The 24,342-nt window shown below is 69.5% G+C and carries 20 protein-coding genes; 11 read left to right on the top strand and 9 right to left on the bottom strand.

The genetic code is table 11. From position 1 onward, the window contains the following. Positions 1–440: 440 nt before the first annotated feature. Both ACFY2X_RS13800 and ACFY2X_RS13795 read left to right on the top strand, forming a co-directional pair. The gene (locus ACFY2X_RS13800) at positions 441–1,829 is read left to right on the top strand and encodes a family 2B encapsulin nanocompartment shell protein (RefSeq protein ID WP_389937331.1); all 1,389 of its coding nucleotides are present in this window, start codon (positions 441–443) and stop codon (positions 1,827–1,829) included. Further along, positions 1,826–2,866, top strand: coding sequence for a family 2 encapsulin nanocompartment cargo protein polyprenyl transferase (locus ACFY2X_RS13795; RefSeq protein WP_389937328.1), 1,041 nt, complete (start codon positions 1,826–1,828; stop codon positions 2,864–2,866). The genes ACFY2X_RS13800 and ACFY2X_RS13795 overlap by 4 nt, the downstream gene beginning before the upstream one ends. Before the next feature lie 82 nt (positions 2,867–2,948). Here ACFY2X_RS13795 and ACFY2X_RS13790 read toward each other — a convergent pair whose 3' ends face one another. The 3 genes from ACFY2X_RS13790 to ACFY2X_RS13780 all read right to left on the bottom strand — a co-directional run bounded on the left by ACFY2X_RS13790 (position 2,949) and on the right by ACFY2X_RS13780 (position 5,596). After that, complete coding sequence (locus ACFY2X_RS13790; protein ID WP_389937326.1) at positions 2,949–3,866, bottom strand: TIGR03619 family F420-dependent LLM class oxidoreductase; 918 nt, start codon at positions 3,864–3,866, stop codon at positions 2,949–2,951. Further along, positions 3,866–4,672: an SAM-dependent methyltransferase gene (locus ACFY2X_RS13785; protein WP_389937323.1), complete on the bottom strand. Its 807-nt coding sequence runs from the start codon at positions 4,670–4,672 to the stop codon at positions 3,866–3,868. Before ACFY2X_RS13785 ends, ACFY2X_RS13790 begins: the two co-directional genes overlap by 1 nt. Before the next feature lie 192 nt (positions 4,673–4,864). Then, positions 4,865–5,596: a hypothetical protein gene (locus ACFY2X_RS13780; protein WP_389937321.1), complete on the bottom strand. Its 732-nt coding sequence runs from the start codon at positions 5,594–5,596 to the stop codon at positions 4,865–4,867. Between the two features lie 297 nt (positions 5,597–5,893). Between ACFY2X_RS13780 and ACFY2X_RS13775 the strand changes: the two genes are divergently transcribed. Then, positions 5,894–7,531, top strand: coding sequence for an ABC-F family ATP-binding cassette domain-containing protein (locus ACFY2X_RS13775; RefSeq protein WP_389937318.1), 1,638 nt, complete (start codon positions 5,894–5,896; stop codon positions 7,529–7,531). A 104-nt stretch (positions 7,532–7,635) separates the two neighbouring features. Next, the gene (gene ppgK, locus ACFY2X_RS13770) at positions 7,636–8,373 is read left to right on the top strand and encodes a polyphosphate--glucose phosphotransferase (RefSeq protein WP_389937315.1); all 738 of its coding nucleotides are present in this window, start codon (positions 7,636–7,638) and stop codon (positions 8,371–8,373) included. A 52-nt stretch (positions 8,374–8,425) separates the two neighbouring features. Here the strand turns inward: ppgK and ACFY2X_RS13765 are convergent, their stop codons facing one another. Together ACFY2X_RS13765 and ACFY2X_RS13760 are read right to left on the bottom strand one after the other, a co-directional pair. Next, positions 8,426–9,586 (bottom strand): cysteine desulfurase family protein, encoded by a 1,161-nt coding sequence (locus tag ACFY2X_RS13765; RefSeq protein ID WP_389937312.1) that lies wholly within the window; start codon positions 9,584–9,586, stop codon positions 8,426–8,428. Further along, entirely contained in the window at positions 9,583–10,017 is a 435-nt protein-coding gene (locus tag ACFY2X_RS13760) for a rhodanese-like domain-containing protein (protein WP_389937309.1), read from the bottom strand. Before ACFY2X_RS13760 ends, ACFY2X_RS13765 begins: the two co-directional genes overlap by 4 nt. 155 nt (positions 10,018–10,172) lie before the next feature. Here ACFY2X_RS13760 and hrpA point away from each other — a divergent pair, with 155 nt between their 5' ends. Then, positions 10,173–14,045 carry an ATP-dependent RNA helicase HrpA gene (hrpA, locus tag ACFY2X_RS13755; protein WP_389937306.1) on the top strand — a complete coding sequence of 1,291 codons (3,873 nt, stop codon included), beginning with the start codon at positions 10,173–10,175 and terminating at the stop codon, positions 14,043–14,045. Positions 14,046–14,078: 33 nt separating this feature from the next. Here the strand turns inward: hrpA and ACFY2X_RS13750 are convergent, their stop codons facing one another. After that, positions 14,079–14,675: a Uma2 family endonuclease gene (locus ACFY2X_RS13750; RefSeq protein ID WP_389937689.1), complete on the bottom strand. Its 597-nt coding sequence runs from the start codon at positions 14,673–14,675 to the stop codon at positions 14,079–14,081. 241 nt (positions 14,676–14,916) lie between these two features. Continuing rightward, positions 14,917–15,513, bottom strand: coding sequence for a Uma2 family endonuclease (locus ACFY2X_RS13745; protein WP_389937687.1), 597 nt, complete (start codon positions 15,511–15,513; stop codon positions 14,917–14,919). 242 nt (positions 15,514–15,755) lie between these two features. Between ACFY2X_RS13745 and ACFY2X_RS13740 the strand changes: the two genes are divergently transcribed. Continuing rightward, on the top strand, positions 15,756–17,402 hold the full coding sequence (locus ACFY2X_RS13740; protein WP_389937303.1) for an IS1182 family transposase: 1,647 nt from the start codon (positions 15,756–15,758) through the stop codon (positions 17,400–17,402). 38 nt (positions 17,403–17,440) lie between these two features. Here ACFY2X_RS13740 and ACFY2X_RS13735 read toward each other — a convergent pair whose 3' ends face one another. Then, positions 17,441–18,625 carry an RNA-guided endonuclease InsQ/TnpB family protein gene (locus tag ACFY2X_RS13735; protein WP_389937301.1) on the bottom strand — a complete coding sequence of 395 codons (1,185 nt, stop codon included), beginning with the start codon at positions 18,623–18,625 and terminating at the stop codon, positions 17,441–17,443. 411 nt (positions 18,626–19,036) lie between these two features. On the opposite strand from ACFY2X_RS13735, the gene ACFY2X_RS13730 reads away from it, so the two are divergent. Together ACFY2X_RS13730 and ACFY2X_RS13725 are read left to right on the top strand one after the other, a co-directional pair. Beyond that, complete coding sequence (locus tag ACFY2X_RS13730; protein WP_389937298.1) at positions 19,037–19,696, top strand: HAD family hydrolase; 660 nt, start codon at positions 19,037–19,039, stop codon at positions 19,694–19,696. 257 nt (positions 19,697–19,953) lie between these two features. After that, positions 19,954–20,463 carry a DUF2690 domain-containing protein gene (locus tag ACFY2X_RS13725; protein WP_389937295.1) on the top strand — a complete coding sequence of 170 codons (510 nt, stop codon included), beginning with the start codon at positions 19,954–19,956 and terminating at the stop codon, positions 20,461–20,463. A 6-nt stretch (positions 20,464–20,469) separates the two neighbouring features. On the opposite strand, the gene ACFY2X_RS13720 is transcribed toward ACFY2X_RS13725, so the two are convergent. After that, positions 20,470–22,008, bottom strand: coding sequence for a gamma-glutamyltransferase family protein (locus ACFY2X_RS13720; RefSeq protein WP_389937293.1), 1,539 nt, complete (start codon positions 22,006–22,008; stop codon positions 20,470–20,472). Positions 22,009–22,073: 65 nt separating this feature from the next. Here ACFY2X_RS13720 and ACFY2X_RS13715 point away from each other — a divergent pair, with 65 nt between their 5' ends. From ACFY2X_RS13715 to ACFY2X_RS13705, 3 genes are all read left to right on the top strand, one after another. Further along, positions 22,074–22,622, top strand: a complete 549-nt coding sequence (locus ACFY2X_RS13715; protein ID WP_389937290.1) for a TetR/AcrR family transcriptional regulator — start codon at positions 22,074–22,076, stop codon at positions 22,620–22,622. Then, positions 22,609–23,175 carry a DUF5360 family protein gene (locus tag ACFY2X_RS13710; RefSeq protein ID WP_389937288.1) on the top strand — a complete coding sequence of 189 codons (567 nt, stop codon included), beginning with the start codon at positions 22,609–22,611 and terminating at the stop codon, positions 23,173–23,175. Before ACFY2X_RS13715 ends, ACFY2X_RS13710 begins: the two co-directional genes overlap by 14 nt. Before the next feature lie 151 nt (positions 23,176–23,326). Next, complete coding sequence (locus tag ACFY2X_RS13705; protein ID WP_389937285.1) at positions 23,327–24,133, top strand: SDR family NAD(P)-dependent oxidoreductase; 807 nt, start codon at positions 23,327–23,329, stop codon at positions 24,131–24,133. Positions 24,134–24,342 lie beyond the last annotated feature (209 nt).

Raw genomic sequence — 24,342 nt, 5'->3', positions numbered from 1 at the left:
GAGGTCTCTATGCGGTGATTGCCGTCCTGAGTTCTCTCTGTGACTGATTCGGCTTTCCGGGCCTGGGTGTCCCGGATGTGCGAGCGGCGGTGATGTGCCGGGGTCGGGTGCGGCGCCGGTTGTCTCGTGAGGGCGGATTCATGCAGCTCAATGGCCTTCCGTGTTGACATGACAACCGGCAGGGCTATGCATTCAAGCTTATTCCGGCATTTCTCTACAATGGCGACATCTGTGATTGACTGGAATATATTTAATGCTTGACAATCTATTTAAGGTCGCTTCAAAATTGGGTCTGCTTGTGACGTCGCCGCTGCGTCCGATTCTCCGTTCCGGGGGTGGAAGGCCACATATTCGACTGTGTTCTGTTCAGCGGTTCTCCATTTCTCGTTCAGTTCTTTGGTTTTTCCTGTCGACACGAGCGCGGATAGGTGGTGTGTGTTGTGACGGAGTTCGATGCCGGCCGGGCGCAACTGAGTCTGGGTACGGCCGCGGCGCGCAATCTCGCGACGACGACCAAGACGGCGCCGCAGATGCAGGAGGTCTCTTCGAGATGGCTGCTGCGGATGCTGCCGTGGGTGCAGGTGTCCGGCGGCACATACCGGGTGAACCGGCGGCTGAGTTACGCGATCGGCGACGGGCGGGTGAGCTTCACCACCGCGGGGTCGCAGGTGCGGGTGGTGCCGGCGGAGCTGTGCGAGCTGCCGTCGCTGCGCGGCTTCGGTGACTCCGAGGTCCTGGAGGCGCTGGGCAACCGGTTCGCGCAGCGGGAGTTCGCGGCCGGGGAGGTGCTGGTGGAGGTGGGCCGGCCGGCTGACGAGGTGGTGCTCATCGCGCACGGCAAGGTCAACAAGGTCGGCTCCGGGCCGTACGGCGACGAGGTCGTCCTGGGCGTGCTGGCCGGTGGCGACCATTTCGGCGACGAGACCCTGGCCGGTTCGCAGGGCGAGTGGGAGTTCACCGCAAAAGCGGTCACCGCGGTCACCGCGCTGGTCCTGTCCCGCCAGGCGTTCCGGGATCTGGTCAACCAGTCCGAGGCGTTGCAGGCCCACCTGCGACGGCTCCAGGACGCCCCGAAGGGGCCGCAGAACAAGTACGGCGAGGCCGCCATCGAGATGGCGGCCGGGCACGCCGGGGAGCCGGACCTTCCCGGGACGTTCGTCGACTACGAGATCGCACCCCGCGAATACGAGCTGAGCGTCGCCCAGACCGTGCTGCGGGTGCACAGCAGGGTGGCGGATCTCTACAACGACCCGATGAACCAGATCGAGCAGCAGCTCCGCCTGACGATCGAGGCGCTCCGGGAGCGCCAGGAACACGAGATGATCAACAATCGCGAGTTCGGGCTGCTGCACAACGCCGATCTCAAGCAGCGCATCCACACGCGGACCGGGCCGCCCACCCCTGACGACCTCGACGAGCTGCTCAGCCGCCGGAGGAACACGCAGCTCATCTTCGCCCATCCCCAGGCCATCGCCGCGTTCGGCCGCGAGTGCAGCCGCCGGGGACTCTACCCCCTCGGCGTCGACGTCGGCGGGGCCACGGTGCCCGCCTGGCGCGGCGTCCCCATCTTCCCCTGCAACAAGATCCCCATCAGCGCCAGCCGCACCACGTCGATCCTCGCCATGCGAATCGGGGAGGACAACCAGGGCGTCGTCGGCCTGCACCAGACGGGCATCCCGGACGAGTACCAGCCCAGCCTGTCGGTCCGGTTCATGGGCATCAGCGAGAAAGCGATCATCTCCTACCTGGTCAGCGCCTACTACTCCGCCGCCGTCATGGTCCCCGACGCGCTCGGCATCCTCGAAGACGTCGAGCTCGGTCACTCATGACCGCGGTCGAGGTGGCGGCCGAGGGGCGGCCGGCGCGCGAGGTGCTGGCCTGGAGCCGCGACATGGTCGAATCCGCCCTGCGCCCGGCGGTCGACACCCTGCCCCCGTCGATGCGGCGCATCGCCGGCTACCACCTCGGCTGGTGGGACGAGCACGGCCAGCCGGTCGGCGCGGACGGCGGTAAGGCGATCCGCCCGGCGCTGGTCCTGCTGGCGGCCGAGGCCGTGGGAGGCAGCGCCGCGGCGGCGCTGTCCTCCGCGGCCGCGGTGGAGCTGGCGCACAACTTCTCCCTGCTGCACGACGATGTGATGGACGGCGACAGGACCCGCCGTCACCGGGCCACGGCCTGGACCGTCTTCGGCATCAGCCCGGCGATCCTGGCGGGCGACGCCCTGCTGGCACTGGCCTGCGACGTGCTCGTCGCGGACGGGCACCCCGTCACGACGGAGGCCGTGCGGATCTTCAGCGCCGCGATCCAGGAACTGCTGGAGGGCCAGAGCGCGGACGTCGCCTTCGAGAAGCGCCAGGACGTCGAGCTCGCCGAATGCCTGAACATGGCGACGGGCAAGACCGGCGCCCTGCTGGGGTGCGCCTGCGCGCTCGGCGCGCTGTTCGGCGGCGGCAGCACGGAGCAGGTCGAGCATCTCCGGGACTTCGGCAGGGACCTGGGGCTGGCGTTCCAACTCGTCGACGACCTGCTGGGCATCTGGGGAGACCCGGCCGTGACCGGCAAGCCCGTCTATTCGGACCTGCGCAGCCGTAAGAAATCGCTGCCGGTCGTGGCCGCGCTCACCTCCGGCACCCGGGCAGGACGAGAACTGGCCGGGCTCTACCACCGGGAGCGGCCCCTGTCCGATGCCGATCTGGTCCACGCCGCCGAGCTCATCGACGTCGTGGGCGGGCGCGTCTGGAGTCAGGACAAGGCCGACGAACTCCTGGCGAGGGCACTGTGTCACCTGCGATCGGCCGGTTCGGTGCCGAGATCCACCGCCGAGCTGAGCACGCTCGCCCGCCTCGTCACCCGCCGCGACCACTGAACGGTGACCTCCCTGAAGCGGTCCTCACGGGGAGGTCACCGGTGTCGTCGAGGGCCTCGCGCGGGGCGGTCGGCGGCCCGCCTCACAGGCCGGACGTTTTGCGCAGGCGATCGGCGAGGTCGAGCAGCTGGAAGGGGTCGTGCGCCGTGTGCTGGAGGTCGAGGAAAATCTCGTGCACACCCGCTTCGGCGGTGGCCCTCAGCTGGCCGGCGATCTGCTCCACGGTCCCCCTTCCCGGCGGTGCGGCCTCGGCGGGAGAGTCGACGACGACCGGATTGACCCGCACGATGACGCGCACCTCGTCCGGGTCGCGCCCGCTTCGCTCGGCCGACTCCCTGATGGTCTTCCACATGTCCGCCAGCCGGGGAAGCGGCATGGCGGCGGCGAGCCATCCGTCGGCGCGGCGGCCGACGCGAGCCAGTGCCGCGGGGGAGAAACCGGCGAGGTGGACAGGAGGCCGGGGAAGCTGCACCGGCTTGGGAAGGATGTGGCTCGGCGGGATGTCCCAGTCCGGGCCGGTGACGCTCACCGGGTCGTCACGCCAGATGGCCTCAAGCGCGTCGAGTGTGGCGTCGAAGCGCGTGGCACGCCCGTCCCAGGGCACGCCGACGGCGGCGTACTCGTCGCTGGACCAGCCGAGCCCCAGCCCCACCTCCAGGCGGCCGGAGCTGAGCCGGTCGATCGTGGTGAGCGAGCGGGCCAGCACCGCCGGGGGATACCAGTTGGCGTTCAGTGTGCTGGTTCCCAGACGGACCCGCGAGGTGACGGCGGCCGCGGTCGCCAGGACCGCGAAGGGGTCCAGGAACGTGCGATGCGCGGGCGGGATCGTGCCGTCCCCGCCGGGGTAGCGGTCTCGCGGAGCGAGCGGCGTCAGCAGCCGGTCGCCCACCCACAGGCTGTCGAAGCCCTGTGACTCCGCCTCCTGGGCGACGGTGACGAGTGCCTGCGCGTCGGCGAACCGGCCGTACTGCGGCAGCGCCAGCCCGAGGCGGACGGTCATCAGGGTTTCCTGCCCACACCGCACAGAATCAGCGCCTGTGCGGGGTCGTCGTAGGGGGAGAAATCCTCCGGCCGCCACTCGGGCAGCCAGACAAGCCCCGGCTCCACCAGCTCGAACCCGTCGAAGAGCTCCAGGATCTCCTGCCGGGAGCGCAGGACGAGCGGGGAACTGGCCCGCCGGTAGACCTGGGTGCCCTTGCTCACGGCCGCGGCCCGGGTGTCGCGGCATCCGTGGGAGAGGACCAGATAGCTGCCGGAGGGCAGGGCGTCCCGCAGGGTGGCGACGATGCGCCGGGGATCCTCGGCCGCGGTGACGAAGTGCATGATCGCCGCGAGAAGCACGGCGACGGGCTGGGAGAAGTCGAGCTGCTCCTGGATCTCGGGCGACTTCAGGATCTCCTCGGGTTGCCGCAGGTCACCCGAGGTGACCGTGACCTCGCCGTGGGTGTCGCGCAGGAGCGCCCTGGCGTGTGTGAGGACGATCGGGTCGTTGTCGACGTAGGCGATGCGCGCGTCCGGTGCGATCTCGTGCGCCACCTCGTGGACGTTTCCCCGGGTGGGCAACCCGGTGCCGATGTCCAGGAACTGCCTGATTCCCGTTTCGGAGAGGAACCTGACCGCCCTGCCGAGGAACGCCCGGTTCTCCCGGGCGGCGATGCGCACCTCAGGAGCGACCGCGAGAATTTCCTCGGCCGCGGCGCGGTCGATCGCGAAGTTGTCCTTCCCGCCCAGGTAGTAGTCGTACAACCTGGCGACGTTCGGGGTGTTGATGTCGACTCCCCGCTGCGACCACTCTTCGTCAGCCACGTTCACCTTCCCCCTGAACAGCCGTGAAGATCCTTTATTCCGAGCGTAGTGCCCAGTACGCGGAGATCGGCATGTTTTCGTTGGAAGATGTCGACGGCCCTCGGAGACGGCCGGAGATCACAGGAGACGACGGCGGCCCGGGTCGCCCCGGGCCGCCGTGCCGTCCATGTGAGCCCGCCGAGAGGCGAGGGACTACCAGCGGGAGACCCGGACCCAGTCCGACCTGCTGGTGCTCTCTTCGAACTCGTCGTTGCCCTCGAAGACGGCGCGGTACTCACCGCTCTTGGAGGCGCGGACCCTGGCCTGGAACTTGCCCCTCCAGCCGGTGTCGGCGGAGGTCACGAACTTCCAGCCGCTGGAGCCGCGGGGGCGGAAGTAGATCCCCACCTCCTCGTCCTTCAGACCCTGCCAGCTGTCGTCCTCGTGGGACTGCAGACGGCCGGTGAAGGTGATCCAGCGACCCTTGCGGACCGAGTCCGGGTTGGCGTAGAAGCTGGTCAGGCGGGTTTCGGTCTTCCCCTGCTCCTCGTGCTCGACGGAGAAGTTGACCTGGTCGGTCACCTTCTTGCCGTCCTTGCCGTAGGCGTCGGCGATCGCGAGCCAGCGACCCTCGACGTCGGAGTCGTCGAAGTCCGCGGTGAAGCGCCACAGGTCACCGTCGTGGACGAGCTTGGGCTGATGCGCCTCCTGGGTGCGGAACTGGCCGGAGGCCGGCCTGAGGCGGAGCTCGACGCGGGTCGCCTCGGTGGTGCGGACCTCGACCGTGACGGTCGTGTCCCTGTCCTCCTGGACGACGACCGGGTTCGGAGCCACATTGTCGATGTGCACGCTCAGGGCGGTGCGCTCGGCGGAAGCCGTACCGGCGGTCAGGAGGAGCGAACTGCCCACGGCTGCGGACAGGAGGCCGACGGCGATTCGTTTCATCAAGACGTTTCCTTCTCCCCGTTGGAGGAAGCGGTCGGAGGTGATCGCTTCCACCCATATGAGACGGGTTCCGGTGAAGGAATGTTCGCTAAAACCTCAAAAAAGAGCGCATAAAGTTTCCGTAAGATAGCGTTTGATCATCAATGTCGCAGGTCAGAACACCGCCCGGCGATATGCCGATCTTCATGGCTGGAATATAAATCTGTCTGATTTGTCGGGAATCAGATGAGGCGAAGCCGGAGCCCGGAGAGCGCCGGGGCGGAGTCCCGATGACGGACGCCGGATAGCGTTTGCCCCATGACTGCCACCATCGTTGCCAAGGATCTCGCCGCGGGACACGGCGACCGCGCGCTGTTCTCGGGGCTGGACCTGGTCATCGCCCCCGGCGACGTGATCGGCCTGGTCGGAGTGAACGGCGCCGGCAAGACCACGCTGATGCGGATCCTGGCCGGGCTGCTCCCCCCGGAGCAGGGCGCCGTACGGCTCAGCCCCTCCTCGGCGATGGTCGGTTACCTGCCCCAGGAGCGGGAGCGCCGGGCGGATGAGACGGTCGCGGCCTTTCTGGCCAGGCGGACCGGAGTGGCCGCCGCGCAGCGGGCGCTGGACGCCGCGACCGATGCCCTCGTGGAGGGGCGCCCCGGTGCCGACGACGACTACGCCGCAGGTCTGGAGAGGTGGTTGGCCCTGGGAGGAGCCGATCTGGAGGAGCGCGCGGAGGGGGTCGTCGCGGAGGTCGGCCTCGCGGTGGAGCTGGACCGGCCGATGACGGCGCTCTCCGGCGGGCAGGCCGCCCGGGCCGGGATGGCCTCCCTGCTGCTGAGCCGCTACGACGTCTTCCTGCTGGACGAGCCCACCAACGACCTCGACCTGGAGGGCCTGGAGCGGCTCGAACGCTTCGTCGCCGGTCTGCGTGCCGGGACGGTGCTGGTCAGCCACGACCGCGAGTTCCTGGCCAGGACGGTGAACCAGGTGGTCGAGCTCGACCTCGCCCAGCAGCGGATCGGGGTCTACGGCGGCGGCTACGAGGCCTACCTCGCCGAACGCGAGATCGCCCGCCAGCACGCCCGCGCCGAGTACGAGGAGTACGCCGGCACCGTCGCCGCGCTCAAACAGCGGGCCGGGATGCAGCGCGCCTGGATGGAGAAGGGCGTCAAAAATGCGCGGCGCAAGGCGGGCGACAACGACAAGATCGGCCGGAACTTCCGTACGGAGGCGACCGAGAAGCAAGCCGCCAAGGCCCGCCAGACCGAGCGCATGATCGAGCGGCTGGAGGAGGTCGAGGAGCCCCGCAAGGAGTGGGAGCTCCGGATGGAGATCGCCGTGGCACCCAGGGCCGGAGCGGTCGTCGCGACCCTGCGCGGAGCGGTGGCCCGGCGCGGCGCCTTCACCCTCGGCCCGGTCGACCTGCAGATCGGCTGGGCCGAACGGGTGGCGATCACCGGCGCCAACGGATCGGGGAAGTCCACTTTGCTGGCCGCTCTCCTCGGCCGGATCCCGCTGGAGGAGGGAAACGCCTCGCTCGGCCCCGGCGTGGTCGTCGGCGAGGTGGACCAGGCCCGAGGATTGTTCCTCGGTGACGAGCCGCTGATGGACGCCTTCGGCGCCGCCGTACCGGGCATGGTCCCCGCCGACGTGCGCACCCTGCTCGCCAAGTTCGGGCTGCGCGCGGCACACGTGCTGCGCCCGGCGGCGACCCTGTCACCCGGGGAGCGGACCCGGGCCGCGCTCGCGCTGCTCCAGGCCCGGGGGGTGAACCTCCTCGTCCTCGACGAACCGACCAACCACCTGGACCTGGCCGCGATCGAGCAACTGGAGTCGGCGCTCGCCTCCTACCCGGGCACGCTCCTGCTGGTCACCCACGACCGGCGGATGCTGGACGCCGTGCGCACCACCCGGCACGTTCACGTCGCCGAGGGGCGCGTCACGGAAGCCTGAGCAACGGCCCCGGCTTACCGCGGGCTGACGGCCGACCGTTCGCCGCGAACGAGTATCAGCCGCCCGTTACGGGGAAAAAAGCCCGGAGACGGGAGGTAGATATCATGGAAGCGCTGGGAATCGACATCGGGGGATCGGGGATCAAGGGCGCCCCGGTCGACCTCGCCAGGGGCGAGCTGACGCAGCCGCGGCTGCGCATCCCGACGCCCGTCCCGGCCAAGCCCAAGACCGTCACCGAGGTGGTCGTGCAAATCGTCGAGCACTTCGCCTGGACCGGGCCGGTCGGGGTGACCTTCCCCGGGGTGGTGGTCGACGGAATCACGATGTCGGCCGCCAACGTGGACGAGTCATGGATCGGCGTGGACACGCAGACGATGTTCGCCAAGGCGACGGGCCTGCCCGTGGTGGTGCTCAACGACGCCGACGCGGCCGGCCTGGCCGAGATGGCGGTCGGCGCGGCCCGGGAGAAGCCCGGAGTGGTGCTGGTGCTGACCTTCGGCACCGGGATCGGCAGCGCGCTGTTCGTCGATGGTCACCTGGTGCCCAACACCGAACTCGGGCACCTGGAGATCAGGGGCAAGGACGCCGAGAAGCGGGCCTCCGACCACGCGCGGGAGAGCCGTCAGCTGAGCTGGGAGAAATGGGCGACGCGGGTCGAGGAGTATCTGCAGCACGTCGAGGCGCTGTTCTCCCCATCGCTGATCATCATCGGCGGCGGGGTCAGCAAGAAGTCCGAGAAGTTCCTGCCCCTGGTGAAGCTGCGCACGCCGATCGTCCCGGCGACCCTGCAGAACGAGGCCGGCATCGTGGGAGCCGCCATGGCCGCCGCGGCGTTGCCGTAGGCATCGCGGACGGCACCTGCGGGGAAGGCCGTCCGGGTCGCGATGGAATGCCCTAAAGCTCAGCCGCGGTGTTACCGGGGGTTCCCAGCGCGTGGACGGCACGGCCCAGCCGATCGACCGCGAGGTCGACGTCGGCGTCGGTGGTGAAGCGGCCGAGCCCGATCCGGATCGTACGGCCGGCCTCGTCCGGGGTGAGCCCGATGGCGGTCAGCACGGGCGAGGGAGGCCCGTCTTCGCCGTGGCAGGCCGCGCCCGCGGAGAAGGCCAGCTCCGGAACGGCCTCCATGAGCCGCGAGGCGCGGACGCCCGGCACGGTCAGGCTGAGATTGCCCGGCAGACGGCGGGATATCGACCCGTTGACCCGCAGCCCGGGTATGGCCGCGGTGAGTTCGGCGCGAAGCCGTTCCCGCAACGTCAGGATCCGGGCCGCCTCACCCTCACGCTCCTCGGTCAGCAGCCGCGCGGCGGCGCCCAGGCCGGCCGCGGAGGGGACGTTCTCGGTGCCCGACCGCAGGCCGCGCTCCTGCCCGCCACCCAGGATCAGCGGGACGAGCCGTACGGCTCCCGCCCTGACGTAGAGTGCGCCGATCCCCTTGGGGGCGTACATCTTGTGCCCCACCACGGTCAGCAGGTCCACTCCCAGGTCGTCCACGTCGACGGGGAGGGTGGCGAGGCTGTGCGCCGCGTCGACGTGCAGCAGTGCGCCGCGCGATCGGGTGATCTCGGAGATCTCACGGACCGGCTGCACGACGCCGATCTCGTTGTTGGCGTGGATGACCGAGACCAGGACGGTCCGTTCGTCCACGGCGCGCTCGACGTCGCCGAGGTCCACCAGCCCCTCTCCGTCGACCGGCAACCGCACGATCTCGAACCCCTCACCGGCCAGCCGGTCGCAGGTGGCGCTCACCGCGGGGTGCTCGATCGCGGTGATGACGATCCGCCCGCGGCCGGACCGCCTGGCCACACCGGTGAGGGCGAGGTTGATGGCCTCGGTGCCGCTTCCGGTGAACACGAGCTCGTCGTCCGGGCCCGCGCCGAGGAGCTCGCGCACCTGCTCCCTGGCGACGCGCATGGCCGCCGCCGCGGCCTGCCCGTAGGCGTGCGGGCTGCCGGGGTTGCCGAAGTCTCCGGTGAGGCAGGGGAGCATCGCCTCGACGACGCGGGGATCGACCGGAGTGGTGGCCTGGTAGTCCAGGTAGACGGGCCGCGTCATTCGTCACCGGCCTGGCCGGGACCGCGTGCCGTCGTCGGACGGGCGGGACGCGCGGTCGGCAGACCGTCCTCCCGCCACGCGTCGAACCCGCCGACGACGTCGGTGGCCCGGTGCAGTCCCAGCTGCCGCAGGCTGGCCGCCGCCAGCGAGGAGGAGTATCCCTCGGCGCAGATCACGATCCACTGAATCTCGTGGGAGACGGCTTCCGGGATCCGGGAGTCGCAGCGGGGGTCGAGCCGCCACTCCAGGTGGTTGCGCTCGATGACGACGGCTCCGGGGATCTCGCCGGTGGCGCGGCGCTGGAACTCGGGACGGGTGTCCACGATGAACGCGCCTCGCTGAGCGGCCTTCCACGCATCCGCGGGCCGTAGCCGGCGGATTCCGGCGCGCGACTGGTCCAGCAGTCGCGCGACATCGCTTGTCTGGTCCACGGACCGTACTCTAGCGATCTTGGTGTGCGCCGGAACCGGCCAAGGCCGTCCTGGTGCCGCCGCCGGGGCGATATTGGGATGCGGTGACCCCCGAGGCTGGGGCAGCATGGTCGGTTGGGCCCCGACTTGCGGGCTGAAAGTATTCTGTTCGCAGTATGGGAACGCCTCCGTTGACACCTCCGCTCGCTGAACTCCACGCTCGCCTGCCTGAGCTCACGCTGCGCGACCAGCGGCGGATCCGGCGCCGGCTCGACGGCGCGCGCAAGGTCAGAAACCGCGCCACGCAGCAGAAGATCGCTGCGGAGATCACTTCCGACATCGAGAAGGCCGAGCGCCGGGTGACCCAGCGCCGGGCGGGGGTCCCCGCGGTCACCTACCCGGAGGCGCTGCCGGTCAGCCAGCGCAAGGACGACATCCTTGAGGCGATCCGCGACCACCAGGTCGTGATCGTCGCCGGTGAGACCGGCTCCGGCAAGACGACCCAGCTGCCCAAGATCTGCCTGGAGCTGGGCAGGGGCGTCAAGGGCCTGATCGGGCACACCCAGCCCCGCCGGATCGCCGCCCGGACCGTGGCCGAGCGCGTCGCCGAAGAGCTGGACACGCCGCTCGGTGACGCCGTGGGCTACAAGGTGAGGTTCACCGACCAGGTGAGCGAGGACACGCTGGTCAAGGTGATGACCGACGGCATCCTCCTGGCCGAGCTGCAGAACGACCGCGACCTCGCCCAGTACGACACGCTGATCATCGACGAGGCGCACGAGCGCAGCCTCAACATCGACTTCATCCTCGGCTACCTCAAACAGCTCCTGCCGAGACGGCCGGACCTGAAGATCGTCATCACCTCGGCCACCATCGACCCGGAGCGTTTCTCCAAGCACTTCGGCGACGCGCCGATCGTGGAGGTCTCCGGCCGGACCTACCCGGTCGAGGTCCGATACCGGCCGATCGGCGAGGACGACGACCAGACCCAGGCGATCGGCAACGCCGTGGACGAGCTGTGCGCCGAGGGGCCGGGCGACATCCTGGTCTTCCTCAGCGGTGAGCGCGAGATCCGCGACACGGCCGACGCGCTCTCCAAGCGCGGCGACGCCGAGATCCTTCCGCTGTACGCCCGGCTGTCGGCCGCCGAGCAGCACAAGGTCTTCCAGCGGCACAGCAGACGCCGGATCGTGCTGGCCACCAACGTGGCCGAGACCTCGCTGACCGTGCCCGGCATCAAATACGTGGTGGACCCCGGGTTCGCCCGCATCTCCCGCTACAGCCATCGCACCAAGGTCCAGCGACTGCCCATCGAGGCGATCTCCCAGGCCTCGGCCAACCAGCGCAAGGGCCGCTGCGGCCGTGTCTCGGAGGGCATCTGCATCCGGCTGTACGAGGAGGACGACTTCCTCACCCGGCCGGAGTTCACCGACCCGGAGATCCTGCGCACCAACCTCGCCTCGGTCATCCTGCAGATGACCTCCATCGGCCTGGGCGACATCGGGGCCTTCCCCTTCGTCGAGCCGCCGGACCAGCGCCAGGTGAAGGACGGCTACGACCTGCTCCAGGAGCTGGGCGCGTTCGACCAGGCCAAGCAGATGACCCCGCTCGGCCGCAAGCTGGCGGGCCTGCCGGTGGACCCCCGCCTGGCCCGCATGGTGCTGGAGGCCGACCACAACGGCTGCGTCCGCGAGGTCATGGTCATCGCCGCCGCGCTGTCCATCCAGGATCCGCGCGAGCGCCCGGCCGACAAGCAGCAGGCCGCCGACGACAAGCACCGCCGTTTCGCGGACAAGGAGTCGGACTTCATCTCCTACCTGAACCTGTGGGAATACCTCCAGGAGCAGCAGAAGGAACTGTCCTCCAGCGCGTTCCGGCGCCTGTGCAAGGCCGAGTTCCTCAACTACCTGCGGGTGCGCGAGTGGCAGGACGTCTACAGCCAGCTCCGCCAGATGACGAAGTCCCTCGGCGTCACGCTGAACAGCACCCCGGGTGACGAGCAGAAGATCCATGTTTCCCTGCTGTCCGGCCTGCTGTCCCACATCGGCGTCAAGGACATCGACAAGAAGACGACGAACGACGGCCCTCGCCGTCCCATCACCGAATACATCGGTGCCCGCAATGCCCGCTTCGCGGTCTTCCCCGGCTCCGTGCTGGCCAAGAAGCAGCCGCTGTGGGTGATGTCCGCCGAGCTGGTGGAGACCTCCCGGCTCTGGGCCCGGGTCAACGCCAAGATCGAACCCGAGTGGGTCGAGCCGCTCGCCCAGCACCTGATCAAACGCACCTACTCGGAGCCGCACTGGGAGAAGAACCAGGCCTCGGTGATGGCCTACGAGAAGGTCACGCTGTACGGCGTGCCCATCGTGGTGCAGCGCAAGGTCAACTACGGCCGCATCGACCCCGACCTGAGCCGCGAGCTGTTCATCAGGAACGCCCTGGTCGAGGGCGACTGGGAGACCCACCACGCGTTCTTCAAGGAGAACCGCAAGCTGCTCGAAGAGGTCGAGGAGCTGGAGGAGCGGGCACGCCGCCGCGACATCCTCGTCGACGACGAGACGCTGTTCGACTTCTACGACCAGCGCATCCCGGCGGACGTCGTCTCCGGGCGTCACTTCGACTCCTGGTGGAAGAAGACCAAGGCGAACCAGCCCGACCTGCTCAACTTCGAGAAATCGATGCTGATCAGCGAGTCGGCGGGCGACGTCAGCCAGAATGACTACCCCGACGTCTGGCGCCAGGGCGGCCTGCGGTTCCCCCTGACCTACCAGTTCGAGCCCGGCACCGACGCCGACGGCGTCACCGCGCACATCCCGCTCTCCCTGCTCAACCAGGTGAACGCCGACGGGTTCGACTGGCAGATCCCCGGTCTGCGCGAGGAGCTCCTCACCGCGCTGATCCGGGCCCTGCCCAAGAACATCCGGCGCAACTTCGTACCCGCCCCCAACTACGCCAAGCAGGTGCTCCAGCGCGCGAAGCCCACCCAGGAACCGCTACTCGCGGTGCTGGAGAGGGAACTGCTCAACCTGACCGGCATCCAGGTGCCGAGCGAGGCCTGGCAGCTCGACCTGGTCCCCGACCACCTGAAGATCACCTTCCGGGTGATCGACGGCCGCAAGCACAAGCTGGCCGAGAGCAAGGACCTCGCCGAGCTGAAACGGCGGCTCGCGCCCAAGCTCCGCCAGACCCTGTCCAGGGCGGCCGACGGGCTGGAGAGATCCGGCATGACCACCTGGAACGTGGGGGAGCTGCCCAAGACGTTCGAGCAGCGCCGGATGAAGGCCTACCCGGCGCTCGCCGACGAGGGCGCCACCGTGGCCGTGCGGATGTTCGAGACCGAGGCGGAGCAGCGCCGGGCCATGTGGGAAGGCACCCGGAGGCTGCTGCTGCTCAACATCCCGTCCCCGGCCAAATGGGTGCTCGGCCGCCTGAGCAACCAGGCCAAGCTCGCTCTCAGCCGCAGCCCGCACACCGGTGCCGTCGCCCTGTTCGACGACTGCATCGCCTGCGCCGCCGACAAGCTCATGAGCGAGCACGGCGGACCGGTCTGGGAGCAGTCCGCCTTCACCGTCCTGCACGACAAGGTCCGGGCCGAGCTGTTCGACACCACCGCCGATGTGGTCGCCAGGGTCGAGAGCATCCTCAAGGTGTGGCACACGCTCACCACCCTCCTGTCCGAGGCCCGCTCCACCCCCACGATCGAGGACATCCGCGACCAGGTGGCCGACCTGGTCTACCCGGGCTTCGTCACGGACACCGGCTACGATCGCCTGCCCGACCTGCTCCGCTACCTCAAGGCGGCCGAGCGGCGGCTGGAGAAGTTTCCGGACGACCCGTTCCGCGACGAGGAACGGATGCACAAGATCCACGACATCGAGGACGACTATCACGACCTGGTCGAGAAGCTTCCCCCGGCCCGCCGTTCCGGAGACGACGTCCGCCAGATCCGCTGGATGATCCAGGAGCTTCGGGTCAGCTACTTCGCGCAGACCCTCGGCACGCCGTACTCGATCTCCGACAAGCGCATCCGCAAGGCCATGGAGCAGCTTTAGGCCCGCCGGAAGCCCGCCGCAGCGGGGCGGGGGTCACAAAAATATCGAGGTGTCCAGTTCGACGTCGACGGGAGCGGGGATCTTGATCGGTTTACCCAGCTGGGTGCAGCCGGTGGTTCGATAGGCGCCGTCCTCGGGGTCGCTGAGGACGGTGATCGTCGGCGGTGAGGCGACGGGGTCGATCAGCAACATGATGGGGATGCCGCAACCCGCGTAGATCCGGGGCTTCGTGGCACGATCTATTTCCGTGCTCCCGTGTGAGACGACCTCGGCGGCCATGATCAACCCTGAGGAGAGGATCTCCCGGTCGCCCCAGAGCGGGGCGCCGGTGCGCACCAGGCAGTAGTCGGGGACCACGGTGTCACGCGGTCCCTCGACGCAGACGTCGACGTTTCCCGTGAAGCTCTCCCAGTCGTTTTCCTCCAGCAGGGGGAGCAGGGCGAAGGCGAGGCGCATGGCGATGCGGCCATGATGGGGGATGCCGGAAGGGCTCAAGATGAGATTCCCGTCGATGATCTCGGCCCGGAGGCCGGGCATGGGGGGAAGGGATTCGAAGAGCTCCCTCGGCGTGCGGGGACGTGGCTGATCTTCTTGGGGAGTGTGCCGGGGGGGTCGTCCCTGTGCCGTCATCACCATGAACCCGTGCCCCTTCGTGTCTGGATAAGCGCTCTAAGTGTTCTATGGGGTGCCCCGCCGTAACGACAGGCATGCGCGGTGGTCATGGAGCAGGTCGCCCGCGTCGCGCCGTGCCGTCTGAAGGCTGGGGGGTGGTTCGCACGCTTCGCCGGGAGTCGGCCCCCCTGCCGGTTCGGCGATGGGGGCACCATGTGTTGAAGCGAATCGCGCAGCTCATCGGGCACCGGCCGTTCCTTTAAAGGAAGATCGAGGTGTCCAGCTCGACGTCGACGGGGGCGGGGATCTTGATCGGCTTGCCCATCTGGACCTGGGTCATGTCTCGGTAGGCGCCGCCTTCGGGGTCGCTGAGGATCGTGACGGTCGGTGGGGTGGCGATCGGGTCGACCAGCAGCATGATCGGCACGCCGCCTCCGGCGTAGATGCGGGGTTTGTCGTCGCGATCCACCCGGACGCTGCCCGGCGAGACGACCTCGGCAACCATGATCAATCCGGAGGAGAACAGCTCGAGAGAGCCCCAGCGCGGGCAGTCGGTGGGAGCGAGGGTGAAATCGGGCACGAGGCTGTCGCGGGGTCCGTCGATGCAGACGTTCACTCCTCCCACGTGGGCGTGCCAGTTGCGCTCCATGACGACCGGTAGCAGTGCATAGGAAAGTAGCGTCGCGTTCCAGCTGTGCTCGGGGCTGCCAACAGGACTCACAATCAGATTCCCGTCGATGATTTCGGCTCGGAAGCCGGGGGTGGGGGGCAACGCCTCGAAGAACTCTCTCGCGGTGTGCGGACGTGGCTGATCTTCTTGGGGAGTGTGCCGGGGGGGTCGCCCCTGTGCCGTCATCACCATGGACCCGTGTCCCTTCGTGTTCGAACGAGCACTCTAAGTTTCCCATGGATTCCCCCGGCCGGGAGAAGCCATGCGGCATGGTTGTGACTCCTCCGCTCCCTGAAGGACCCCGGTGCAGATCTCCTAAAGCGGGTGCTTCGTTAGACATGCCGACAGACAGTGGAAGGAAGGCCAAGAATCGTCCAGGGCGGGGGCGGGTGAGTCTGATGTCGTTGGATCCGCGAGGAGTCTTCGAGGTGCCGAAGCTGACCAGGCGGGTAGCGCGGGCGGCGTTTCCTCAGGGAACGCTGGCGCTGCGGCTGCGAGACAGTCTGGGACAGTTCTTCGACGACGCCCTGTTCGCTGAGGCGTTTCCTGCCGATGGGCGGCCTGCCGCGTCGCCGGGAGCGCTGGCCATGGTGTCGGTGATGCAGTTCACCGAGCGGCTCACCGATCGGCAGGCCGCCGAGGCCGTTCGAGCGCGGATCGACTGGAAATACCTGCTCGGGCTGGAACTGGACGACAGTGGGTTCGACCATACGCTGCTCAGCAGGTTCCGTGCCCGGCTGGCTGAACACGGCCTGGAGGAGAAGATCCTCACCACTGTCTTGCGCGTGGCGCGCGAGCGTGGACTGCTGCGGCAGGGAGGACGGCAACGCACCGACTCGGCCATGGTCATCGCGGATGTGCGGCAACTCAACCGGATGGAATTCGTGGCCGAGACGTTGCGTGCCGCGCTGGAAGCGCTGGCTGCCGCGGCCCCCGGCTGGCTGGAAAGTGTCGTGGCCGAACGCGACAGCGACTGGCTGGGCCGCTACGGCGAGCGCGTGGACTCCTGGCACGGGCTGTCCACCCCGGCTGACCGGCAGACCTGGCTGAGCCAGACCGGACAGGATGGCTTGCACCTGCTGACCGCGGTGTGGCAGCCTTCCTCGCCCGCCTGGTTGCGCCAGATCCCCGCCGTGGAGGTCTTGCGTCAGGCCTGGGTCCAGCAATACCACCGCGACGAGGGTGGCATCCACGCCCGGGAGCCGGGCGATCTGCCCCCGAGCAGCAAGCTGCTGATCTCTCCCTACGACACCGACGCACGCCGGGGCGCCAAGGGCACCACCACGTGGACCGGGTACTGCGTGCATCTGACCGAGACCTGTGACGCCGACGCACCCCGGCTGATCACCGACGTTGCCACCACCAGCGCCGCCGCGGGCAACGACGGTCAAGCGCTGGGTGGCATCCACACCCGGCTGCGACAGCGCGGCCTGGTGCCCGCCGAGCAGTTGGCCGATAGCGGCTACATCAGTGCCGCCAGTATCGTGACCGCCCGCCGGGAGCACGATATCGATCTCGTCGGCCCGGCCCGGCCGGCTACCCGCAAGCGCGGCCATGGCGACATGTTCACCCATGACGACTTCGTCATCGACGACCACCGTCAACAGGCCACCTGCCCGGCAGGGCACACCAGCGTGTCCTGGTCGGCCACGCACGCCAGCCACAGCACCCGCACCCCGCTGATCCAGATCCGCTTCGCCGCCCAGACCTGCCGAGCCTGCCCCTTGCAGCCACGCTGCACCATCGCCGCCAATCAAACCTGGGGGCGCTCCCTGACACTGCGCGCGCCCGCCCTGCGCGCCGCACTCCAGCAGCGGCGACGTGAGCAGGAGACAGACCAGTGGCGAGCCCGCTATCGCTGGCGGGCCGGTATCGAGTCCACCGTCTGCCAATTCGTCCACCGCACCGCCGGCCGCCACACCAGCTACAAAGGCCACAAACAAGCCCATGTGGGCCACTGCCTGGCCGCAACCGCGATCAACCTCATCCGGATCGACGACTGGCTCCAAGGGCACCGCCCCGAGCCCACCCGTGTCACCCACCTCACCCGCCTACTTCGCCGATACCCGCTTTAGGAGATCTGCACCGGGGTCCTGAAGGGAGCGGCTTCTCGCTAAGCCGCTTTCGCGGCCTCACGAAGGGCAAGCCCTGCCCGGAGAATATTGCGGGCCGCGTTCACGTCGGCGTGCGCGGCATGCCCGCACGCCGTACATCGGAAGGCGGCCTGGCTGACGCGGTTCTCTCGCGCGCAGTGCCCGCAGCGCGAGCAGGTGCGGGAGGTGTTGGCGGGGTTGACTGCGATCAGCTCGCGACCGGCGCTTTCAGCCTTGTACGCGAGGACCCGCAGGAACACCCCCCAACCCGCATCCAGAATCGACCGGTTCAACCCGGACTTGGCCACGACGTTCGTGCCGGGCGCCTCGAGAGTGCCGGACGCCGAGCGGGTCATGTTCGCGATCCGCAGGTCCTCGTGCACGATCACGTCATAGCCGCCGACCAGCGCGAGCGCGGCCTTGTGCGCTGAGTCGAGCCGCTGGCGGCGCACCTTCGCATGCAGCGAGGCAAGCCGGGCCACGGCCTTACGCCGCCGGGTGGACCCGCGTTTCTTGCGGGCCAGAGCGCGTTGTGCCGCCGCGAGCCGATCCGCGGACGCGGCCAGGTGACGCGGGTTGTCGACGGGGTCGCCATCTGAGGTGGTGACCAGGGAGGCCACCCCCATGTCGATCCCGACCGCCGCGCCCGTGGCGGGCAGCACCTCGGCGGGCACGCCGTCGCACGACAGCACCACGAACCAGCGGGAGCCCTCCCGGGTGACGCTGATCGTCTTGACCGTGCCGGGTACTCGGCGGTGTTGGTGGACTCGCACCTGCCCGATGCCCTGCAGCCGCACGAACGTGGCGGCCGGGTGGTGGGGCTGGGCGTCCCATCGGCAGCCGTCGCCGTCCCTGGGCCAGACCACGGTGTCGAACCGGCCGCGTCCCTTGAACCGCGGGAACCCCGGGGTGCGCCCGGCCTTGACGCGGGTGAAGAAGGCGGTGAAGGCCGTCTGCAGGCGGCGCAGGGTGGCCTGCTGGGAGGAGAACGACCACCGGCCCTGCCCGTCGGGGTCGCTGGCGCGGATGTGCGTCAGCTCGGCGGACTGGTCGCCGTAGCGGATGGTGACTCCGGCCCTGCGGTAGGCGGTGCGGCGGTGTTCCAGCGCCGCGTTGTACAGGACCCGGTGGTCCTCCAGGCAGGCGGCGAGCGCGATCTGCTGGTGGCGGGTGGGGCGCAGCAGGAATTTATAGGATCTACGCACGGCCGCTCACCGGGACGCCGATCGGTTCCTCACGGTTGGCCCGGAGCATTTCCTCAAGGCGTACCGTGACGCGCTCCCCCAGGGCGGGGCGGCGGCACCCGGGGCGGCACGCGCCGCAGTGCCCGAGGGCAGACGCCGCGCCGGAAAAGGGACGCACCCGAGGAACCACCCGATCAATGTAACGGCACCGCCCGCCCCATGCCCGGGGAAAGGACCGGAAAGGCATCCCGGCGGGGACGGCATTCCCCCGTCGTCTGAAGGCGACGGTCCCCTGCCGAGGCTTTGATGGATCACTTCACCGCCCGATTCGCGTCCTCGCCCCGGGCTCCGGCGCCTCCCGCGGAGATCTCCGGGGCGGCGGCCTCGCCGTACTGAAATAGGATCGGTGGGCTGAACGAAGGGGGAGGCATCGTGGTCCGAGCGCTGGTGTTCGACGTCGGGGAGACGCTGATCGACGAGACGCGGATCTGGTCGCGCTGGGCCGACCGGCTCGGCGTCACGCGGTTCACGATGCTCGGCGTGCTGGGCGGCATGGCCGCGCTCGACAGGTCTTTCGAGGACGCCTTCCGGCTGATCAGGCCCGGGTTCGACGTCGAGGCCGAGCAGGAGGCCTGGAAACTGGAGGACCCCGACGGGCTCCGGGTGAACTTCGACGCCGACGACCTCTATCCGGACGTACGGCCAGGCCTGGCCGCGCTGCGCGACCTGGGATACGAGCTGATCATCGCGGGCAACCAGCCGCCCCAGGCCTACGACGCGCTGGCCGCGATGGACCTGCCCGTCGACGGGATCCACACCTCCGACGGCTGGGGTGTCTCCAAGCCCGATCCCGGCTTCTTCGCCAAGGTCGTCGCGGTGTCGGGGCGGGAGCCGGGCGAGATCCTGTATGTGGGCGACCGGCTCGACAACGACGTCCGTCCCGCCCGCGCGGCCGGAATGCGGACCGCCCTCATTCGCAGGGGCCCCTGGGGATATCTCCACGCCGCCCGTCCCGAGGCGGGCGAGGCCGACTTCGCCGTCGACGACTTCCCGGCCCTCGTGGCGGCGTTGACCCGCGAGGCGGCAGGCTGATCGCGGGCCACGGGTGACCACCCGCGGCGGGTGGGCGTCACGCGCCGCGGTTGTGCCAGATCGCGGAGGTCAACGCCAGGATCCGCGGCGGCAGAGGCCTTCGCCGTGGGCGCTGGAGCCGGGTCAGGGGTGTTGTGGCCGATCCGGTTGATGAAGACGTGGCCATGCCGCCCCCTGAATGTCGCTGCGGTAAAGCTGTCAGGCGGGGGCAGAACTCGGTAGGGTCCCCAGCCGATGCCACGCAGAAGGAGAACCCCGTGAAGTCGAAGGCTCGCCTGTTCGCCCTGCTCGCCGTCTTACCGCTGCTGCCTTTCGGCGGCCCGGTCCAGGCCGCCGAGGCCGCCGACCCGTACAACGGCCAGTCACCCTACAAGGTGATCAACGGCCGCGCGTGCGCCACCAACGGGCGGGTCGTCGCCACCCAGGAAATCGTCCGGGGTGACACCGTCTACGGCACTATTCAGGTACGGAGGAACCTGTCGTGTAACACGTCGTGGGCTTTCGTCAATTTCGGCGGAAAACTCGGGGCCGGTGAGTACGGAAACGCGCTGATTCGCCGCAGCGGGCCCCACGGCACCCACAGACTCGCCTACAGCTGCGACACCGCCAATGGCAACAAGCGTGTCCTGCCTGGCCAGAGCACCTGCTACACGCCGATGATGACTCGCAATTATTCGATGTGGGCCGAAGGGTACCTCTACCACAAGAACAGCGCGGGCTCGTGGGTCACTTACGCCTTCGGAAAGGCGGACCACTACTTCAGGTGAAGCCGGTCAGAGTCCGGCCGCGGCTCCGATGATCGACCGCGGGTCGGCCGCTCCGGCCAGGACGCCCGAGGGCAGCACGTCGATCAGATGGGCGTGACCGAAGGCGGAGCCGTACGGCGCGGCGCCGACGGGGTGACCCCGTTCCCGCAGGCCGTCGCCCCACGGGCCGCCCTCTTCCACCTCGACCACGGCCTGGTCGGGGGCGCGCCAGGTGTCGAAGCCGGTGCCGCCGGAGGCCAGCCGCCAGCGGGCGGAGCCGATGGCCTCGCCGGGAGCCTGGTCGTGGGCCAGCAGGCGGGTGAGCACCTGGAGCAGGATCTGCGGCTGGGCGTCGCCGCCCATGGTGCCCACGACCGAGCGGAGCGACCCGCCGGGATCGGTGACCAGGGCGGGGACGAGGGTGTGCGGCGGGCGGCGGCCGGGGCCGTATTCGGCGGGATGGCCCGGCAGCAGCGAGAACCCGATGCCCCGGTTGTGCAGGTTGATGCCGGTGCGAGGCTCGAAGATCAGGCTTCCGAAACCGGCGGCGTTGGACTGGATCAGTGAGACGCCCATGCCCTCGCCGTCCACCGCGCACAGATAGGTGGTGTCGCCGGGGGCGGTGAGGTCACGCACCGCGACCCGCCCGTTCGCGGTGATCATGGATCGGCGCGCGGTGGCCGAGCCGAGCACGTCGTCGACGGCCGCGCCGTCGAACAGCACGTCCAGCCGGTCGTGCCCGGCCATCCTCGCGGCCTCCACCAGCAGGTGCGCCCAGAGCGGGTCGGCCGGGTCGTCCGGCAGGCCGAGCTCCTCGGCGATGCCGAGCGCGAGCAGCAGCAGGTATCCCTGCGAGTTCGGAGGCATGGTCCACACGTCGTGCCCGAAGGCCCGGACCCGGAGCGGCTCCACCCATTCGGCGCTCTCTCCGGCCAGGTCGCCCTCGGTGTACTCGCCGTCGCCGGCCGCGAGCAGCCCTTCGCCGAACTCGCCCAGGTAGAACCCGTCCCGCCCGTCGGCGAGGGCCTCCAGCGCCCGCGCCACCCCGGGGCGCCGGATCAGGTCGCCGGCTCGCCGGGCGGGGGCGAAGTCGTCGCAGAGCGGGCCGACGGTCTCCAGCGCGGGCAACATCAGGGGCGAGACCGGAAACCCGTCGCGGGCGTGCCCGATCGCCGGTGCCAGCACCTCGGCCATCGTCAGCCTGCCGTACCGGCCGTGCAGGGCCAGCCAGCCGTCCGCGCAGCCGGGCACCGGAGCGGAACGGATGTCGTGGTGATGCGGCATGCGGTCGTGCCCCTCGGCGCGCAGCCGCTCGGGGTCCGCGCCCGATCCCGCCCGCCCGGACGCGTTGAGCGCCGCGGGCGCTCCGGTCCCGTCATGGACGAGGGCGAACAGATCCCCGCCCAGCCCGCACATGTGCGGCGCGGTCACCGCCAGGACGGCGTTCGCCGCGATCGCCGCGTCGGCTGCCGATCCACCCCGCTCCAGCATGGTCACACCCGCTCCGGAAGCGAGGTGATCGACGGTGCAGACCATTCCGGAGCGCGCGTATCGGGTGTTCAGCATGACGAGAGCGTACGGCTTCCGCCCCCTCTGGATAACTACACCGGTCAGCCGGTACAGTTTCGTTCATGCCGAGACCGAGTTCGAAAGACCGTCTGCTCGACGCCGCAGCCGAGGTGCTGCTGGCCGAGGGAGCCGAGTCGCTGACCCTGGAGGCCGTGGCCCGGCGCGCCGGCGTCTCCAAGGGAGGGTTGTTCTATCACTTCCCGACCAAGCAGGCCCTGGTCGCCGCGATGATCGAGCGCCTCGTCGGCGCCTTCGACGAGGCCCTGGCCGGCTCCGGCCCGCGACCCGGTGACTTCCTGCGCGCCTATGTCGCCGCGACCATCCCCGAACGGCCCGCCGCCGGTGGGGCCCCGGCCGACCGGATCACCGCGGCCCTGCTCGCGGGTGTGCTCGTCGACCCCGGCGGCCTCGCGCCCCTGCGTGAGCGCTATGCCACATGGCAACACCGGCTTGCCGACGACGGGATCGATCCCGCGGTCGCCACCCTGGTCCGCCTGGCCGTGGACGGCTGGTGGGCGGCCCGCCTGCTGGGCCTCGCGGAACCCGAGGAGGGGCTGCACGAGCAGGTCCGCCACCGTCTGATGGAGATGATCGACCATGCCGCGGGGTAGCGCCGGCGTGTTCTCCTGCGCCGGCTCAGGCGCGGCCGCCCTTCGCCGCGGCGGCTCCCGGACGGCCGCCCGTCCCACCGACGGCGCCCGCCCGTCCGGCGGCGCCCGCCCGGCCGGCGGGGGTCTCGGCGGCGCCCGTCCCTCCTTCGGGGTGACCAAAACACTCATGCTGGTCACCGACGTGGGCTTCCTGATCTACTTCTCGGTCACCGGCCTGGGGCTCATCCCGCCCGAGTGGGCCTTCGCCGACTACGCCAACCCGCTCATGGTCTCCTGGAACTGGTCGTTCCTCTGGATCGACCTCCTGGCCAGCGCCACCGGCCTGACCAGTCTCCACCTGCTCCGGCGGGGCGCGCCGAGCGGTCCGGGGCTGATGCTCGTCTCCCTGGTCCTCACCGCGACCTCGGGCCTGATGGCAGTCGCCTTCTGGACCCTGCGCGGCGACTTCTCCCTCGCCTGGTGGATCCCCAATCTCTACCTGCTCCTGTTCCCCCTCCCCGCGATCGTCCGGCTCGCCGGGCAGGCCGGAGGTGACGGCCGCGGGCGTGGGTGACCACGTGGAGACGCCGGACGGCGAGCGCGGAAAAAAGATTCCGGTGAGGTGCAACCCCTGCGGGAGCGGTGGTGTTTGAGTCCATGAGAGCGCGACAACCGGCTCTTCCCCGCCCGGTCGGGCGGGGGCACGATCGTCAGAAGGAAACCTCATGGATCTGCAGCTTTCCGGCCGCGTCGCGGTCGTCACCGGTGCCTCGAAGGGCATCGGGCTTGCCATCACCCGCACGCTGCTGGAGGAGGGCGTCCGCGTGGTGGCCGCCTCCCGCAAGGGCAACGCAGACCTTGACACGCTCGCCGGTGAGAACCTGGTCCACGTCCCGGTCGACCTGATGGACCCCGAGGCGCCCGGCCAGGTCGTGGCACGCGCGGTGGAGGTGTTCGGCGGCCTCGACATCCTCGTGAACAACGCCGGTGGCCCGCCGCCCGGGGTGCAGCTGCCGCGCATGTCGTTCATGACCCCCACCGACGACGACTGGCGGGAGATGTTCGAGTTCAACCTCTTCTCCACGGTGCGGGCCATCCGCGCCGCCATCCCGCTGATGCTGGAGCGCGGCGGCGGCGCGATCGTCAACATCTCCTCGGGCAGCGCCCGGCAGCCCGCCCCCATGAACGTCGACTACAACGCGGCCAAGGCCGGCATGAACAACCTCACCAAGGCGCTTTCGGAGGAGTTCGGACCCCAGGGCATCCGTGTGAACACGGTCTCCCCGGGGCCGGTGCTCACGGCGTGGTGGACCAAGGAAGGCGGCGCGGCCGACATCATCGCCGGTATGGCGGGCACCGACCGTGACAGTGTCATGGCCAGCGTCGCGCCGGAGATGATGAAGCTGACCACCGGACGCCTCGTCGACCCGCAGGAGATCGCCGACGTGGTCGCCCTGCTCGTCTCGCCGCGTTCGGCGAGCACGACCGGTGCGGAGTTCGCCGTCGACTCCGGGTTCCTCAAGGCCGTCTGACGCGGCGCCGGCATATGTTCACCGGGTTCGGTGACCCGCCGTCTCGGTGGCGACCTCGGCTGAGTCCGTCTCGGAAACCCGACGAAGGTTCGTGGTCACCGAACCAGGGGGTGTCCCTTGGATCTTTGCCGTGGCGAGGATCGGCCAGGTGGTGCCTCGCAAGACGAAGGAGCCCGTAGTGGTGTTCTACGGGCGGTAAGACCCCGGGG

The organism is Streptosporangium sp. NPDC000396 (assembly GCF_042898655.1).
Classification (GTDB): Bacteria; Actinomycetota; Actinomycetes; order Streptosporangiales; family Streptosporangiaceae; genus Streptosporangium.
The sequence above is the reverse complement of the archived record's forward strand: the minus strand, read 5'-3'. Positions and strand labels throughout refer to the sequence as shown.